This window comes from Brachybacterium fresconis, assembly GCF_017876515.1.
GTDB lineage: Bacteria > Actinomycetota > Actinomycetes > Actinomycetales > Dermabacteraceae > Brachybacterium > Brachybacterium fresconis.
Genome location: NZ_JAGIOC010000001.1, coordinates 3577167 through 3593483, shown reverse-complemented (window position 1 = coordinate 3593483; position 16317 = coordinate 3577167). Strand labels below are relative to the sequence as shown.

The 16317-nt window shown below is 69.6% G+C and carries 17 protein-coding genes; 10 read left to right on the top strand and 7 right to left on the bottom strand.

From position 1 onward, the window contains the following. Both JOF44_RS15940 and JOF44_RS15935 read left to right on the top strand, forming a co-directional pair. The gene (locus tag JOF44_RS15940) at window positions 1–1071 is read left to right on the top strand and encodes a LacI family DNA-binding transcriptional regulator (protein WP_301472742.1); all 1071 of its coding nucleotides are present in this window, start codon (window positions 1–3) and stop codon (window positions 1069–1071) included. A gap of 385 nt (window positions 1072–1456) precedes the next feature. Then, window positions 1457–1909 (top strand): hypothetical protein, encoded by a 453-nt coding sequence (locus tag JOF44_RS15935; RefSeq protein WP_209893647.1) that lies wholly within the window; start codon window positions 1457–1459, stop codon window positions 1907–1909. 50 nt (window positions 1910–1959) lie between these two features. Here JOF44_RS15935 and JOF44_RS15930 read toward each other — a convergent pair whose 3' ends face one another. After that, a complete protein-coding gene (locus tag JOF44_RS15930; protein WP_209893644.1) occupies window positions 1960–3384 on the bottom strand; it encodes an Nramp family divalent metal transporter in 1425 nt (474 codons plus the stop codon). A gap of 229 nt (window positions 3385–3613) precedes the next feature. Between JOF44_RS15930 and JOF44_RS15925 the strand changes: the two genes are divergently transcribed. The 7 genes from JOF44_RS15925 to JOF44_RS15895 all read left to right on the top strand — a co-directional run bounded on the left by JOF44_RS15925 (window position 3614) and on the right by JOF44_RS15895 (window position 9665). Continuing rightward, the gene (locus JOF44_RS15925) at window positions 3614–4072 is read left to right on the top strand and encodes a PTS sugar transporter subunit IIA (protein ID WP_209893640.1); all 459 of its coding nucleotides are present in this window, start codon (window positions 3614–3616) and stop codon (window positions 4070–4072) included. 76 nt (window positions 4073–4148) lie between these two features. Beyond that, complete coding sequence (locus JOF44_RS15920; RefSeq protein WP_209893637.1) at window positions 4149–4451, top strand: PTS sugar transporter subunit IIB; 303 nt, start codon at window positions 4149–4151, stop codon at window positions 4449–4451. A gap of 1 nt (window position 4452) precedes the next feature. After that, window positions 4453–5742, top strand: a complete 1290-nt coding sequence (locus JOF44_RS15915; protein WP_209893634.1) for a PTS sugar transporter subunit IIC — start codon at window positions 4453–4455, stop codon at window positions 5740–5742. A 14-nt stretch (window positions 5743–5756) separates the two neighbouring features. Continuing rightward, window positions 5757–6170 (top strand): tetratricopeptide repeat protein, encoded by a 414-nt coding sequence (locus JOF44_RS15910; RefSeq protein ID WP_209893631.1) that lies wholly within the window; start codon window positions 5757–5759, stop codon window positions 6168–6170. A gap of 14 nt (window positions 6171–6184) precedes the next feature. Further along, window positions 6185–7030, top strand: coding sequence for a class II fructose-bisphosphate aldolase (locus JOF44_RS15905; RefSeq protein ID WP_209893629.1), 846 nt, complete (start codon window positions 6185–6187; stop codon window positions 7028–7030). A gap of 5 nt (window positions 7031–7035) precedes the next feature. Then, window positions 7036–7698, top strand: a complete 663-nt coding sequence (locus JOF44_RS15900; RefSeq protein ID WP_209893626.1) for a P-loop nucleotide/nucleoside kinase family protein — start codon at window positions 7036–7038, stop codon at window positions 7696–7698. Next, window positions 7695–9665 (top strand): BglG family transcription antiterminator, encoded by a 1971-nt coding sequence (locus tag JOF44_RS15895; RefSeq protein ID WP_209893623.1) that lies wholly within the window; start codon window positions 7695–7697, stop codon window positions 9663–9665. Before JOF44_RS15900 ends, JOF44_RS15895 begins: the two co-directional genes overlap by 4 nt. Before the next feature lie 164 nt (window positions 9666–9829). On the opposite strand, the gene JOF44_RS15890 is transcribed toward JOF44_RS15895, so the two are convergent. Further along, on the bottom strand, window positions 9830–10666 hold the full coding sequence (locus JOF44_RS15890) for an SDR family oxidoreductase (protein WP_209893619.1): 837 nt from the start codon (window positions 10664–10666) through the stop codon (window positions 9830–9832). A gap of 3 nt (window positions 10667–10669) precedes the next feature. Between JOF44_RS15890 and JOF44_RS21020 the strand changes: the two genes are divergently transcribed. Continuing rightward, on the top strand, window positions 10670–10804 hold the full coding sequence (locus tag JOF44_RS21020) for a hypothetical protein (RefSeq protein ID WP_281067098.1): 135 nt from the start codon (window positions 10670–10672) through the stop codon (window positions 10802–10804). Between the two features lie 73 nt (window positions 10805–10877). Here the strand turns inward: JOF44_RS21020 and JOF44_RS15885 are convergent, their stop codons facing one another. The 5 genes from JOF44_RS15885 to JOF44_RS15865 all read right to left on the bottom strand — a co-directional run bounded on the left by JOF44_RS15885 (window position 10878) and on the right by JOF44_RS15865 (window position 16297). Next, window positions 10878–12050 (bottom strand): mandelate racemase/muconate lactonizing enzyme family protein, encoded by a 1173-nt coding sequence (locus JOF44_RS15885; RefSeq protein WP_209893616.1) that lies wholly within the window; start codon window positions 12048–12050, stop codon window positions 10878–10880. A gap of 247 nt (window positions 12051–12297) precedes the next feature. Next, the gene (locus tag JOF44_RS15880; protein ID WP_209893613.1) at window positions 12298–12741 is read right to left on the bottom strand and encodes a carboxymuconolactone decarboxylase family protein; all 444 of its coding nucleotides are present in this window, start codon (window positions 12739–12741) and stop codon (window positions 12298–12300) included. 238 nt (window positions 12742–12979) lie between these two features. Continuing rightward, window positions 12980–13630, bottom strand: coding sequence for a VOC family protein (locus JOF44_RS15875; protein WP_209893610.1), 651 nt, complete (start codon window positions 13628–13630; stop codon window positions 12980–12982). A 250-nt stretch (window positions 13631–13880) separates the two neighbouring features. Next, the gene (locus tag JOF44_RS15870) at window positions 13881–14411 is read right to left on the bottom strand and encodes a Dps family protein (RefSeq protein WP_209893607.1); all 531 of its coding nucleotides are present in this window, start codon (window positions 14409–14411) and stop codon (window positions 13881–13883) included. Between the two features lie 176 nt (window positions 14412–14587). Next, a complete protein-coding gene (locus JOF44_RS15865; RefSeq protein WP_209893604.1) occupies window positions 14588–16297 on the bottom strand; it encodes an ABC-ATPase domain-containing protein in 1710 nt (569 codons plus the stop codon). Window positions 16298–16317: the final 20 nt, after the last annotated feature.

Sequence of the window (16317 nt, the reverse complement as noted above, 5' to 3'; positions counted from 1 at the left end):
GTGACCCGACGGCCCGGCACCGGCGCCTCCAAGGGTGCCTCGATGTCCGATGTCGCGCGTCTGGCCGGGGTCTCCGGACAGACGGTCTCGCGCGTGGTGAACAACAATCCCGGCGTCTCCGCCGAGACCCGCGAGCGCATCGAAGCCGCGATGCAGCGCTTGGGGTATCGCGCGAACGCTGCCGCCCGTGCCCTGGCGACGGGCCGCTTCCGCACCATCGGCGTGGTCACCTTCAACCTCACCGCCGTCGGCAACATCCGGATCGTCGATGCCGTCATCGCCGAAGCTCAGGCACGGGGCTATGCGGTGAACATGGCCGTGGTCGAGGCGCCGACCGAGCATGACGTCCGTGCCGCCGTGCGCACGCTGACCGATCGGGCCGTCGACGGGATCGTGGTCATCGAAGCACGGGTGCTGGACACGCCGAATCTCCAGCTGCCGCAGGAGGTCCCCGTCGTGATCGCGGACAGCGGCACCTCCCACGACCACCCCACGTTCGGGATGGACGAGGCCGCCGGCGCCCGCGCGGCTGTCGGCCATCTGCTCGAACTGGGCCATCGGACGGTCCATCATCTTGCCGGGCCGTCCGGATCCAACCCGGCCCGGCGCCGCCGCACCGCGTGGCAGCGGATGCTCACCCGGAACGCCCGCCCGGTGCCTGCGGTGGTCCACGGCGACTGGTCCCCGACCTCCGGACATCGTGCCACCCTCGAGCTGCTCGAACGCGACGACGCCACCGCGATCTTCGCCGCCAACGACCAGATGGCCGCCGGGGTGCTGCGGGCCGCGACCGAGAAGGGGATCCGGGTGCCCGAGGACCTCAGCATCGTCGGCTACGACGATCAGGACTTCGCACCGTTCCTCACTCCGCCGCTGACGTCGGTCGCGCAGGACCTCGAGGAGGTGGGGCGGCGCAGCCTCACATACCTGCTGGGCCTGATCGAGGCCGACGGGCAAGGAGGCGATGCCGCCACGGTGCCACCCGAAGGTACGCACCCCCGACGCCGCTCGGTGGGACGGCTGGTGACGCCGTCGCTCGTGGTCCGTCAGTCCACGGCACCGCCGCGCTGACGGCCCGTCGGTCGCACGCTCTGCGCGGTGGTGGTCGGCCCGACGGCAAGGGAGCGGAACGGCGGAATGCCGTGCCGGGTGCCGCCCACCGCCATGATGCGGCTTTCGTCCGATGGCATGAACACCATCGGTGTCCCCTCACCAGCCGTCTGCTGTGGTCGGCGTCCGGGACGCGGACCATGTCGGCTGCGGCGGCGACGGCCGCCTCCGCCGCAGCGTCCCGCAGCGACTCTTGCCCTGCTCCCCACCGATCCCTACACTGACACAAGCGGACCGGGTTCGAACCACGACGCCGTGGGCAAGGACGAGGACTCCGGAATCTCGTCCCGTCGACCCGACGCTCCGCCTGATACGCACTTCGACTCACGACCACAGGGGGAAGCTCGTGACGCTCCGGAATCTGCTGATGGTGCACGCCGCACTGCTGATCTCGACAGGGGTCCTGTTCTGGGCGGGCACGGCGAACCTGCTCCTCCAGGGGTACGGCTTCTCGCTGGGCGACGCGTCGCAGATCGCGGGCGAGGGCGCCGGTACGACCTATGCACCACATGCGCTCGGTCGGCTCCTGGGCGTGGTGTGCGTCGGCTTCGGCGTGCTTCTCCTCGCGCTCCGCGACATCGGCGCTTCTCCGTTCGGTCGGCGCGTCGCCGGTGCGCTGTGCGCCACCAGCGCGGTCGGCGCCCTGGCGGCCGTCACGCAGCAGGTCGCCGTCTGGCAGAGCGCAGCAGGGTGGGTCACCGCTGCGGTCTTCCTCCTCCTGGCACTCGGATACCTCGCGCAGTCGCTCTCCCCGCAGCGCGCGTCCGCGCAGCCGCTCCACGCCGTGACTCAACCCTGACGCGCGGCGTGCCGGATCCGGCGCGCACCCTGGCGAGCGAGGCGATACCCTCAGCCCGCCACCGTGGTCACCGCCGAGTACACGCCCAGCGCGATGATGGCGAGCGAGCTGACGATCAGCGCGATGTGGAGGAAGCGTCCGCCCCGCAGCGCGGGTTCGATGCGACGGCGCAGGTAGAGCGCGGAGACCGCGACGGCGGCGAGGAAGATGCCGCCGGCGATGCCGCCCACCATGATCATGATCAGCGGCTGGTTGATCCAGAGGAAGGTCAGCAGCCACATGGTCGGCAGGAAGGCGATGAACACGCGCATCCAGAGGGTGCGCTTGCGGCCATCGGTCCAGTCGAAGACGCCGACGATGGACAGGGCGTTCGCCCAGGACCGCGACCAGGACGGGATCGCCGCCCAGATCGTCGAGCCGAGCGCGGCGAGCGCACCGAACAGGAAGACGATCCTCCCCACGTCGCCGAAGACTCCGGAGAACGTCTCGGACAGGGTCAGGATCATCTCGTTGCCCTCGGGGACGAGGCCCTGCGGGTGCAGGACGGCGGCGCCGAGGATGAAGAACGCCGCGGTCGAGACCGTATAGATGAGCCACGAGACCATCGCGTCCTTCTGCATCACGGCGATCCAGCCGAGGGCGCGTCGGCGATACTCCGCGGAGCCATCGTTGGGACCGGACCAGCGGGCGTACCCCTTCTCCAGGCACCAGTACGTGTAGGCGGTGATCTCCTCGGAGGCCACGCCGGTCAGGCCGAACATCGTCAGCGCGATGCCGACGGCGCCGAGCGGCAGCTGCAGGCTGAGGCCGGAGGCGAGGTCCGCTCCCGTGTACGCGAACTCGCTGGCGGGCAGCGCGATCACGACCAGCACGGTGACCACCACGAACGCCATGGTCAGGAACGTGGCGACGTTCTCGATCAGTCCGTAGCGATTCGAGATCAAGGTGGCGATGGCGATCACGGTGACGATCACGGCCCAGATCGTCACGGCCGCCGGGGAGAGCGGCCCGAATCCGAGCGGGGCCAGGATCGACAGGGCCGCGGCCATGCCGCCGATGAGCCCGCCCGTCTGGATCAGCTTGCTCAGCGCCATCAGCGCCCACATCAGGAACACCCAGCTGACCCGCCCCAGGCGCGGAGGGACGCGGTTGTAGCCCTCCATGCCGCCCTCGCCGGTGACGATGGAGTAGCGGGCCATCTCCACCTGCACCGCCACCTTGACGATGGTGGAGACGAACACGAGCCACAGCAGCACGAAGCCGGCCTGGGCGCCGAGGGACGTCGCGGTGATCAGCTCGCCGGCACCCACCACCGAGGCGGAGACGATCAGGCCCGGCCCGAAGAACTTCGACGAGGCCCGCCAGCCGACAGGCGGCTCCTTCACGGCCGATGGGTCGAGGCGGTACGGGTCGCCGCTGACGAACCGCTCAGTGGGCTTCTCCGAGAGCTCGGACGAGGAGGAGGACGCAGTCACCGATGACTCCTGGTGGGGTTGGGCGCTCCGCGCGGGAGCAGGTCGAGCGACCCTACCGAGCGCGCCGTTGCCTGCGCCACACACGTCCGAACGCAGCCATACGCGTCCGTGGAGGTCCCCCTCCGTCCTTCCGCCGTCCCGGCTTCTCGCGGAAGAAACCCTGTTGGCGAACCGCAGCACCGTCCTCGCAGACTGATCGGGACGTTCATCCCGACAGAGAGGTTCCGCGATGTCGGCATCCCTTTCTCAGCTGGTCACCGACGACCATGTCGTCCTCGGTGCATCCGCTGACACCTGGCAGGAAGCCATCCGCCAGGCCGCTCTCCCCCTCCTCCGCTCGCAGGCGGTGACGGAGGAGTACGTGGGTCGGATGATCGACGTGGTCGACCAGTTCGGCCCGTACATCGTGCTCGCCCCCGGGGTGGCGCTCGCGCACGCCCAGCCCGACGGCTCCGTCTCCCGCACCTCGATGAGCGCGGCGACCCTGCCCCGGGGCGTCGACTTCGGCAAGTCCGAGCACGATCCCGTCCGACTCGTCTTCTGCCTCGCCGCGCAGGACAGCACCTCCCACCTCGAGGCGCTGAAGGCGTTCGTGCAGATCATCCGCGCCCCCGAATCCGTGGAGCGGCTGATCGCCGCCGCGTCACCTCAGGAGTTCTCCTCGGGCCTGGTCCCGACGGACGCCTGACCCTCCCCGTCCCTGTTCACCGGGCATCATTCCGTTCTGCCCGCATGTCACAGGCACCGTGCAAAGGAGCAACATCATGGCCCAGATCCCCACCATCTACTTCATCTGCGGCGCCGGTCTCGGCAGCAGCCTCGCCTGCCAGATGGAGGCCGAGGAAGTGCTGGCCTCGCACAAGGTCCGTGCGAAGCTCGAGCACGAGTCCGTCTCGTCGGTCGCCGGCTTGAAGACCGACGTGATCGTCTCGGCGGAGAGCTTCCGCCCCCAGATCGAGAAGTACGAGATCGACCCCTCGGTCACGATCGTCTACCTGCACAACATCGTCGACAAGAACGAGATCACGGAAAAGCTCGTCCCGGCGATCGCAGGGCGCGAGGTCTGACATGGCCGTCCTCGAATGGATCATCTCCAACATCTTCACGCAGGCGGGGATCGTCATCGCGCTCATCGCGATGCTCGGTCTGCTGCTGCAGCGCAAGGATGCCGGATCCGTCGTCTCCGGAACGTTCAAGACGTTGCTGGGCTTCATGGTCCTCGCGGCGGGCTCCGCGGTCCTCGTCGCGACCCTGACCTACTTCGGGACGCAGTTCGAAGCCGCCTTCAACCTCACCGGGATCGTCCCGTCCATCGAGGCGGTCAACGGCTTCGCGACGAACGATCTCGGGCTCGGAGGGCCGATCGCGATCTCGTTCCTCGGCATCTTCATCGTCAACGTCGTGCTCGCCCGCGTCACCCCCTGGAAGTACATCTTCCTGACCGGGCAGGCGCTGCTGTGGATGGCGACGATGACCGTCGTCTTCGGTTCGGCCGTGGGGCTCAGCGGCATCTGGCTGATCCTGCTGTGCAGCATCGTCGGCGGCGTCTTCGCCGTCGCGATGCCCGCGCTGGCCCAGCCGATCGTCCGCAGGATCACCGGCAACGACGCGATCGCCCTCGGTCACTTCTGCACGATCGGGTACCTGCTCGAATCCGGCGTCGCCTACCTCGTCCGCGACCGCCGTCCGGACCGCAAGACCACCGAGGACCTCAAGCTCCCCCGGGCATTCGAGTTCCTCCAGGACACCTACATGTCCCTCGCTGTCGTGATGATCCCGCTGTACCTGATCACCGCTCTGTTCGCCGGTCCGGCAGCCTCCGCCGAGGCTGCCGGGGAGACGAACTACCTGGTGTACGCCTTCCTGCAGTCGATGCAGTTCGTGGTCGGCGTGTACGTGCTGATGGCCGGTGTGCGACTGCTGCTCGGTGAGATCGTGCCGGCCTTCCGCGGCATCTCCATGAAGCTCGTCCCGAACTCCAAGCCCGCGCTGGATGCCCCGGTGCTGTTCCCGTACGCACCGAACGCCGTGATCATCGGGTTCCTGACCACCACGGTGGGCACCGTCATCGCCATGTTCGTGCTTCCGCTCGCTGGCTTCGCGGTGATCGTGCCCGGGATGCTCACGAACTTCTTCGCCGGCGGCACGGCCGGGATCTTCGGCAATGCGGTGGGCGGGCGACGCGGTGCGCTCATCGGCGGCCTGGTGCACGGCTTCTTCATCACTCTGCTGCCCGCGCTGCTCGTGGGCACATTCCAGAGCCTCGGGTTCCCGAGCCTCTCCGCGACCGACGTCGACACCATCGTGGCAGCGCTGCTGTTCGCCTGGGTCGTCGGCCCCCTCATGAAGGCCTTCTGAGACAAGGAGAAGACATGGGATTCTTCAACCGCCTGCTGGGCAGGCCCGCATCCTCCACCACCACCACGAACCCGAGAGATACCGACGCCCCCGAGCTCGACGGCGCCGAGCGCGAGAGTGCCATCGCCCGGCTGGCGGAGATCCGGCAGTCCCTCGCCGCCGGTGAGGGCGAGAGCTGGGAGCTCCACCGAGAGGCAGGGATCCTCCATGAGCGGCTCGGGGATCCGGACGCCGCGATCTGCGACCACGAGAGCGCGCTCGCGGAGCACACGCAGTACGGCGAGTCGTACAACCGCCTCATGACGCTCTACAACACCAAGCTCTCCCAGTCCTCGGCCGCCGGCGACGGCGACGGGATCAATGCCTGGATGTCGAAGATCGACGAGCTGCTGGCCACCTCCAAGCGCATCATGCGCGAGAACTACTGAGATCGGGAGTCACCATGTACGTCACCCTCACCGAAGTCCTCACCGAGGCCGAGACGATCGGCTCGACCGTCGGCGCCTTCAACGCGCACAACCTCGAGATGATCCCCGCGATGATCTCCGCGGCCCGGGACGCCGGCAGCCCCATCATCATCCAGACCTCCATCGGCACCGCCCGGTACATCGGGATGGAGAACCTGGTGGCCCTGTGCAAGGGCATCGGCGAGCGCGAGCCGGTCGACGTGGTCCTGCACCTGGACCATTCCACGAACCTCGCCGACATCCGCGACGCGGTCGACGCCGGCTACAGCTCCGTCATGTTCGACGGCTCCGCGCTCCCCTACTCCGAGAACGTGCTGAAGACCCGTCGCGTGGTCGAGTTCGCCCATGACCGGGGCGTCTCGGTCGAGGGCGAGATCGGCACCATCGGCGGCACCGAGGAAGGGATCTCCGTGCAGGTGGGCGCGCTGACCAAGCCCGAGGAGGCGCGCGCCTTCGCCGAGGCCACCGGGGTGGATGCCCTCGCGGTCTCCGTCGGCACCCATCACGGCTCGTACCTCGGCAAGACCGCGATCGATCTCGATCTCATCGCGCAGATCCACGCCGAGGTCGACGTGCCCCTGGTGGTGCACGGCGGCACCGGCGTCGACGAGGCCGACTACGCGCAATTGCGCGAGCGCGGCGTGCGGAAGTTCAACATCGGCACCGAGCTGATCGTGGGCTGGACCCGCAGCGCCAAGGAGACCTTCGGCGCCACCGAGCTCCATGCCTCGCTGCGCAACAACATCGTCCCGGCGAACACGGCGGTCGCGGAGATCGTGGCGCACAAGATCGGGCGGATGCTCCCGGCCACCGTCGGCTGAGCGCGATGATGAGCAGCGAACAGATCCTGCTGCTGGTCGCCGGTTTCCCGGGGACCGGCAAGAGCCGCCTGCGCACCCTGGTGCAGAAGCGTCTGGGGCCGTTCGCGTCCCTGTCGCTGGACGATGTGAAGGAGGAGCTGTACGACTGCCGCGGCTTCGTCGACTCGGCAGCCCGCGAGCACCTGGACCGGGCTGCGCTGGAGATCTTCCTCGCCCAGGTCCGCACCATGATGGCCGCCGGTCGTCCGATCCTGGCCGAGTACCCGTTCAGCGAGAAGCAGCGGCCGCAGCTCGAGGCGGCCTGCGCCGACTACGAGGTCAGGCCCGTGACCGTGCGCCTGGTCGCGGACTTCGAGGTGCTCTTCGAGCGTCAGCGCGAGCGGGACCTGGATCCGAGCCGTCACGTGGGACACCTTGTCGATACGTACCGCCCCGGCGATACGCTCGTCGACCGTCGAGCTGCGCCCCGACTGCTGCGCCGAGAGGTGTTCCTCGACCGTTACCTGCACCGCGGCTACGGCACCTTCGCCCTCGGGACGACGATCGAGATCGACACGACGGACTTCGAGCAGATCGACGACGACGACCTGATCTCCCGGATATCGCAGGCTTCCCGGATTGCTCGGACCGACCGGGGCACAGACCTGATCGAGAAGGAAAGGGCATGACCGCTTCGATGACCGCACGACGCCGCGACCCGTGGGAGACCACGCGCCAGCGCATGCTGGGTGCATTCGTCGAGGCGGGATCCGAGCGGATGGGGGCCGACGACCTCTCCCGACGCCTCGGCGTCTCGACCCGCAGCGTGCGCAGCTACGTCTCCCGGCTGAACACGGAGCACGATCGCGAGGTGGTCACCTCCTCCCGCGAGGGGTACGCGCTCGATCTCGCGGCGCTCGCCTCGGCCGACGACCAGCGCCCGGCGGCGTCCCGGCGCGTGCTCAGCCCGGGTGAGCGGCTCTCCTCCTTGCTGCGCTCCCTGAGCACGGCCGACGGTGCCGACGTGCACGAGCTGGCCGAGGAGCTGAGGGTCAGCGACTCGACGCTCGAGGCGGACCTCACGAAGTGCCGTGCCCTGCTGTCCATCCATCAGCTCACTCTGGAGCGTCGCGGCCCGTCGTTGCGGATCGTCGGCACCGAATCCGCCAAGCGCCGCCTCGTGCGCCAGATCATGACCGACGCGGCCCGCTCCCGCACCCAGTTCGTCTCGGTGCGCGAGCTCGCGATCGAATCCGCCGAGCCCTCGTTGCTGACGTTCCGCGAGGGGCTCACCCGGATCCTGTCCGAGCTGGGACTGCTCGCCACCGAGAACAGCCAGCACGCGATCCTCGCCCACGTGGCCGTCATGGTGGGCAGGCTGCGGCAGGGCCACGAGCTCGAGTCCCCGGACACCGCGGCCGACGACGACGCGCTGCGCCACGAAGCCGCTCTCCGCATCGCAGCCCTGGTCGAGTCGACCTTCGAGCTGCGCCTGCCCGCCGGCGAAGTGGACTACCTCGAAGGCCTCCTCGACGAGAACACGACCCCCGAGGATCTCTCGCTCCTGGTCACAGAACGGGTCATCGCCGACGGCGACGTCGACTACGTGGCCCTGGTGCGCCGGATCGTGGGCCAGGTGGGCGAGAACTATCTGATCGATCTGGACAACGACCGCTTCATCGGGTTCCTCAGCGTGCATTCGCGCAACCTCGTGCGCCGCGCCCAGCGGGGCCAGGCCGCCCACATCCCGATCGGACAGTCCATCAAGGACACCCACCCGCTGATCTACGAGATCGGGATCTTCATCGCCCGCCGGCTCGAGCTGGCACTCGGCATCGAGATCCGGGCCGACGAGATCGGGCTGATCTCGTTCCACGTCGGCGCACACTTCGAGAGCGTCTACGCGCGAGAACAGCGGGTGCGGATCGCCCTGATCTCCCCGACCTACCTGGATCTGCAGGACTCCGCCCGCACCCTGCTGCAGTCCGCGATCGCCGGAGTCGGCGAGATCGAACTGGTCGCCGTGGACGAAGCAGAGCTGGCCACCGATCTGCCGGGGCCCGATCTGATCGTCTCCACCGTCCCGCTCGTGGGACTGCCCCAGACGCTCGACAGGCCCGTCGTGCAGCTGAGTGCTCTGCCCGACGCCGAGGACCTCGAACGCGTGCGGGGCGTCGTCCTCGACATCGCCCAGACCAAGCGCCGGGCCCGAGTGGGCTCCACCCTCGTGAACCTCATCGAGCCGCAGTTCTTCCTCGACCTCACGGCCACCTCCCGCGAGGACGTCCTCGCCCAGATGTCGGAGGCGCTGACGAGCGCCGGCGTGGTCGATGCGGACTTCCACCGCGGTGTGCTCGAGCGGGAGGCGATGGCCTCGACGTCGCTGGGCAGCGGGGTCGCGATCCCCCACTCGATGATCATGGGCGCGAATGCCTCCTCGATCGCCGTGCACGTCCCCACCGAGCCCATCGACTGGGACGGCGATCCGGTGTCCCTGGTCGCCATGATGGCCTTCAGCAAGGACAGCCGCGAGGAGTTCGGGGAGCTGTTCGAGTCCGTGATCCGCGTGCTCTCCAAGCCCCGCAACATCGAACTGCTCGCCGCGCACGGCAGCAGCTACGAGGATTTCATCTCGACCTTGCTCGACATCCTCTGAGGAACTGCGACGAGGGCCCCGGGCGGCCTCGAGGACGCTGAGGCGGAGGTCATGGGCGGAGAATGTGCGACGGGTCGGACAGCCCGTGGGCATCTCGAGACGTACCAGGTCATTCCGAGGCATGCACATGGAGGCATGCCGTCCGTCGACTGCTCCGCCCCGCCTCAGGCTCCGGGCAGCTGGATCCCTCCCGTCCGCACAGCGGCCACCACTCCCCCGTCGACCAGCAGGTCCGTGCCGGTGATGAAGGTGGCGTCGGGGCCGAGCAGGAAGGCGGCGGCGCCAGCGATGTCCGAAGGGGTGCCGATGCGTCCGGTGCCGGAGGCCTCGATCATGGTGCGCATGCCGGCGCCGCTCTCGCCGGCCAGCTCGTGCTGGCCCATGGGGGTGGAGATCACGCCGGGGCTGATGGAGTTGATGCGGGCCCCGCGAGCGCCCCAGTCGGTGGCCGCGGCGTGCACGCGCAGCTGGTTGGCGCGCTTGGCGATGCTGTAGGCGGCGCCGGAATCCGGCAGCGCGCCCTCCTGCAGGAACGGCAGGGACAGCAGCTCCTCGGTGGGCGTGGAGATCAGCGCGCCCTCCAGCTCGGCCGGGAAGCGACCGACCGCCAGGGCCCCGGCCATCGACGCGATCACCACGCCCGCGCCGCCGGGGGCGATGACCTTCCCGAACTCCTCGAGGCCGACGGCCACGCCGTACAGATCGACCTTGAGCACGGCAGCGGTGGGTGCCTGCTGGGGCGAGAGGCCCGCGGTGTGGACGACACGTCGCACGGGCCCGAGCTCCGCGGCGGCCGCGGCGAGCGCCGCCACGGAGTCGCGAAACGTGACGTCCACCTGCTGCGTGGTCACGGCGAAGCCGTCTCCGGTCAGCGCGGTGCCGACGCGCTCGAGGGCTGCTTCGTCGAAGTCGGCGAGCAGCACCTGCTGGCCGGCCCCGCTGCGCCGGGCGATCGCCTCCCCCATGCCGCCGGTGCCGACCACGACCAGGACGTCCTGCATCTGATGCTCCTCCGCTCCATGCCGCAGGATCGTCCCGCAGCGCGTACCGCGACGATATCCAGATCCGACTGGACGCCGAGCGGGCCCGGGGCGCTGGACGTCATGATCCTCGAGGCCGACGAGTTCTGGGCCGACTGAGCATCCACCCCGATTCCGCGTCGCCGGGCGCTGGACGCATCACCGCGCGCGAACAGCGGGCCGGTCACGGGGGTCACCCCACGGTGTACCTCTCGACGACGTCCAGGTCCACCTCGACGCCGAGCCCGGGACCGTCCGGCACCGCGACCCGTCCGCCCTCGAGGGTGAGCGGAACGGTCAGCAGGTCGTCGCGCAGCGGATTGCGGGTGCGGTCGAACTCGATGACCGGCTCGTTCTCCAGCGGCACCGGGCGATGCGTGGACGGCACCTGCGGCAACGTGCTGCACACCTGCAGCGCCGCGGCCACGGCGATCCCGGAGCCCCACACGTGCGGGATGATGCGCAGGTTGTGGGCCGACGCGAGGGCGATGATGCGCAGGACCTCCGAGATCCCGCCGGTCACGCAGATATCCGGTTGGATGATGTCCACGCAGCCGGCGCCGATGAGGTCCCGGAAACCGAAGCGGGTGTACTCGGCCTCTCCTCCGGCGATCGCCAGATCCAGACGATCCCGCACCCTCGCGTAGCCCTCGCGGTCCTCCGGCGGGACGGGCTCCTCGAAGAAGACGAAGCCGTGCTCGTCCAGCACGCGGCCCATCGCGATCGCGGTTCGGGCGTTGTAGGCGTGGTTCGCGTCGGCCGCGAGCACGAACTCGTCGCCGAGCCGCTCGCGCACGGTGGCGACACGCTTCGCGTCCTGGGCGATGGGTAGCAGGCCGATCTTCATCTTCAGCATCGTCAGACCCTGCTCAGCGTATCCGGCGACGCTGTCGCCGAGTTGCTGCAGGTCCCGCGCCGGGTCGAAGTCGACGGAAGTGTAGTAGCCGCCGGTACCGTAGGCGTGGACGCTCTCGCGGTGCCGGCCGCCGATGAGTTCGCTGATCGGGGTGCCGAGGCGCGTGCCGAGCAGGTCCCACAGAGCGATGTCGATCGCGCTGAGCGCTTCGATGTAGGGGCCGCGCTGGCCGAAGTCCCGGGTGCGGGCGTACAGCAGGTCCCAGACCACACCGGGCGAGGCATCGCGCATCGCCAGCAGCTGCGGGGCGAGCACGTCCTCGATACAGGAGCGGACCGGCTCGGCGGGACCGTACTGACCGCCCTCTCCCCAGCCGACCTCTCCCTCGGTGGTGGTCAGGCGCACGAGCAGCGAGGTGCGCTCGGGGAACTCGGCCTGGGAGGAGTAGAAGCGGTCGGCGCCCAGAGGCACCGTGAGGACGAAGGTGTCGACCCGGGAGATCGTGAGCATCGGTGGTCTCGAATTCCTGTGCCGTCTGGGGGCACCGACGATAGCGGGAACGTCTCGGCAGAGGAGGGGGTCGACGAGGCCATGACACCCGGTACCTTCCACCGTTGCGCAGATGGCGTTCTGCGACCTCGAAAGAGCCATCAACGCAACGGTCGCGCTCCGTCGCCACGACACCGGGCCGATGCGCGGAGCGCGGGACCCTCCGAGGCAGAGCTGACGGCCGGCCCCGGGGGCCTGGGACCGGGGCTCAGTCCAGGTGCTGATGCGTGCTCACGGCGAGGCGGTTCCAGACGTTGATCGCCGAGATCGCCATGAGAAGCTCGACCATCTCCTGGTCGTCGAACCGAGATGCCGCGGTTTTCCAGGTCTCGTCCGAGACGCCGTCGCGGATGAGAGTGACCTGTTCGGTCAAGCGCAGCGCGGCCTTCTCCCGGTCGCTATACACCTCTGGGGCCTCGTCCCAGCCCGCGAGGACATCCAGCTTCTGCTGGGCGACGCCGGCCGTGCGGGCTTCGTGGGCGTGCATGTTCAAGCAGTAGGCGCAGCCGTTCAGCTGCGAGGCCCGCAGCTTGACCAGTGCCAGCAGCGCTTCGCCGAGGTGCCCGGCGTGGACGTACTTCTCCAGGGCCAGCAGCGGCGCGTAGGCGCTCTTGTCGATGGCGGCGATATCGAGTCGCTGTGCGTGCGACATGTGCATCATCTCTTCCGGTCGTGGATCGTTCCGGTGCCCTGCCGTGCTCGGACGTTCCTCGTCCGCGTGCCGTCGGTCCCCGGCTCGCCTGTCAGCACCATAGTCCCGCTCGGGCTCCTCGTCGCGGGCTCCCGCTCACCGCGCGTCGGCACTCGCGACCCGTTTCCGTGAGGCCGCGAGGCACCTCCTCCCCCGCTCGGCGGGGCTGCCACCCGGGTGGCCGGAGCTCGACGTCGCCTCAGATCTCGATCTCGCGGCCGTCCTCGGTGCGCAGCCGCAGCACGAACCGGGAACCCTGCGCCTCGCGGATCGCGGCGACCCCGTCGCCGAGGCCGAGCGCGGCGGTGGCCTTCTGCTGCGGGCCGGGGTTGACCTCGATGCGCTCGAAGGAGACCAGCTCGATCGACGGCAGCTCGCCGAGACCGGGCTGGGTCGTCTCGCCCCAGTCGATGAGGAAGGGGACGCCGTAGTTGCGCGGGGCCTGCGCCTGGGTCAGCCGCCACTGCAGCAGCTCGCCGTCCGGGGTGCGGCGGGAGAGGTCCTGCACGTCGCCGGGGTCGAAGCCCTCGGCGCGGGCGTGCTCGACGACCTGGTCGATCCCCGTGGGGTGCACGGCGTAGGTGATCAGTGTGGGCTTCTTGAGCCGGTTGATGCTGAAGGTCTTCGGCAGCTCCTCCTCGTCCCGGTCGGGATCGGGGCCGATCAGCTCGAGGTAGTGCGGACGCGGCTGGCCGCCGACGGTGAGAGCGACCAGCGCGTTGGCGGTCCCACTGGGGTGGGCGCCGCCGGGTGCGGCGGTGACGCCGGTCAGCTCGTGGAACCAGTCCACGATCTCGCCCAGGTCGGGGCCGGCGATGACGATGTGGTCGAGCAGATGGGGGACGCTCATGGCGCTCCTTCGTCCGGGGTCGGGGCCTCGAGGATGAGGTCTCGAGGGTGAGTTCTAGAGAGTGAGTTCTCGGGGGTGAGTTCTCCGAGAGCGGGGTCTCCGAGGGTGAGCAGGTGGCGGTGGGTCCGGGTGAGGAGGGCGCCGCCGTCGATGGTGTCGACGGTACCTGCTCCGGGCGGTCTGCCACGGTCACAGCGAAGGGCCGGGCCGCGATCACTCGCAGCCCGGCCCTCGCCGTCGGGGACGCCGGTCAGCGCTGCTTCGGGGTGCGGGTCTCCGCACTGATGAACCAGGCCTGCTGCTCGAGCTTCTCGAGGATGGCGTGCAGGATGTCGGCCGAGGTGGCGTCGGCGTCGTCGACCTCGTCGTGGACGGTGCGCATGGTTCCCACCGTCTTCTCGATCGCGGCGGTCATCAGGTCGATCGCGTCGTGGGTGAGCACCTCGCCCTGCGGGAACTCGGGCAGGGAGGTCTGCTCGGCGACCACGGCTGGTCGGGCGTCGGGCGTGGCATGCAGGGCGCGCATCCGCTCGGCGATGTCGTCGGCGCTCGCGCGGGCGATGTCGACGACCTCGTCGAGGTTCAGGTGCAGGTCGCGGAAGTTCGGGCCGACGATGTTCCAGTGCGCCTGCTTGCCGACCAGGTGCAGCGCGGTGAGGTCCACGAGGACGGCCTGGAGGTTCTTGGCCAGCGCCGCGGGAGCGAGGAAGCCGCTCTCGGCGTTCTCCTTCTTCGTGCGCTTCGCGCCGGCGGAATCGGGAACCGTGATGGTGTCGTTCATGAGAGGTCCTCCTTGTCGATGACATGCTCGGACGCCTCTCACGCTAACGAGCGCCGCAGGGTCCGGCAATCTTCCGGGCCGAACGGTCGATACGAGTGGGATGGGCGCGCGCGGTTCGTCGGACGGGGGTCTGCGCCGACCAGGCCCAGGGGCCCTCAGGTGCAACGGCTCGTCGCTCACCCCTGGTCGAGCCGCAGCCCTCGGTAGCGATTGGCGGCGGCATGGACCTCCAGCGGGCGCGGGCGTGCGAGGTGGCCCGGGTGGCCGCGATGGGGTGAGAGCGCCTCGAGGCCCTCGGCGTCGAGGCGGTCGAACACGTCGGAGATCGCCGCGTCGAGCGTGAGGCCGGAGTCCGACGACCCGGTGCGCTCGGCCGGTCCCGCCTGGTCCAGCAGGTCGGCCAGGCGGTCGAGAGCCTTGGCGATGGCCTCGGTCTGTGCGGCATCGACCAGCTGGGACACGGCCGCCAGGTCGATGTTCTCGCGCCCGAACCGGACGGTCTCGCGTCCGCGCCCCGTGGCCGGCTTGGTCTTCCCCGGCGGACGCAGAGCCCCGGCGGCCGGGACCCGGGCCCGCGACGGCCCGAACACCGGTTCGTCGGGCAGCGAGCTCGCGTCGTCCGCGAGCGCGCGGGCCTGCTCGGTGACATCGTGGGGCACGTACTCGTCCAGGGCGATCACGTGGTCGGCGACGTCGAAGAAGGCCCCGGACCCTCCCGCCACCAGCACGGTGGAGACTCCGCGTTCGGTGTGCAGCGGGCGGATGCGGTCGACGAACGGGGTGATGGGTTCGCGCTCGGCGGGGATCAGCCGGCGCATGCGCTCGTCGCGGATCATGAAGTTGGTCGCCGAGGTGTCCTCGTCGATCAGCAGCGCTGACGCACCCGCGTCGACCGCCTCGACGAGGGTGGCGGCCTGCGAGGTCGAGCCCGAGGCGTTGGTGGTCGAGAAGCTGCGGGTATCGGTGCCCGAGGGCAGGCCGGTGATGAACGGGGAGATGTCGACCCCGGCCACGGAGCGCCCGTCCTCGGCGCGGACGGAGGCCACGTCGTCCCGGGTGATCACCCATTCGCGGCCGTCGCTGAGGCGATGCGGGTAGACGCCGCGTTCGATGGCGCGCAGCAGCGTGGATTTGCCGTGGTATCCACCGCCGACGATGACGGTGATCCCGTCGGGGACGCCCATCCCGGCCACCCGGGCACCGCTGGGCAGGTCGAAGCTGACCTGCAGGGTCTCGGGGCTGCGGAACGGGACGGCTCCCTGCTGCAGGGGCAGGTCGGAGTCGCCGGAGCGGCGCGGCAGGATCGCGCCGTCGCCGACGAAGGCCACCAGGCCGCGCTCGGCGAGCTGATCGCGCAGGGCCTCCTGGTCGCGGTGGAGGGTGACGTGGGCGTGCAGGGCCGCCGCGTCGAGGCTGACATGGACCAGGGCGGCCCGGGCGATCCGGGGCAGGTCCTCGGTGAGCAGCCGCGCGGCCTGGCGACCTCGGACCCGACGGCCGGAGGCAGGCAGCTGGACCGCGATGCGCGCTTCGACCCCGTCCTCGGTGATCGCGACGCTGGTGCGCTCGAGGACCTCCTGCTGCGGGGTCCCGATGCTGACCCCCTCGATGGAGTGCGAGGTGGCGGCGACGGCGCGGGCCAGGTAGTCGGTGGTCGCGACGTGTCCGTGACGGTCGCTGATGAGGTCTTCGGGGAGAGCAGCGGTGCCGGCGTCGACGACGAGGCGCATCAGGGACGGCGGCGCGAAGGGATCCACCTGCACGTGGTCGATCAGCAGGCGGCAGGATCCCAGGTCGTAGGAGCCCTTCAGCTGCTTGTAGGAACCGTATCCGCGGCCGTCGATCGAGGTGAGGAGCTGTCGGAGGGTATCGGCATCGCCGCTCATGCGCACCAGCCTTTCGCGTC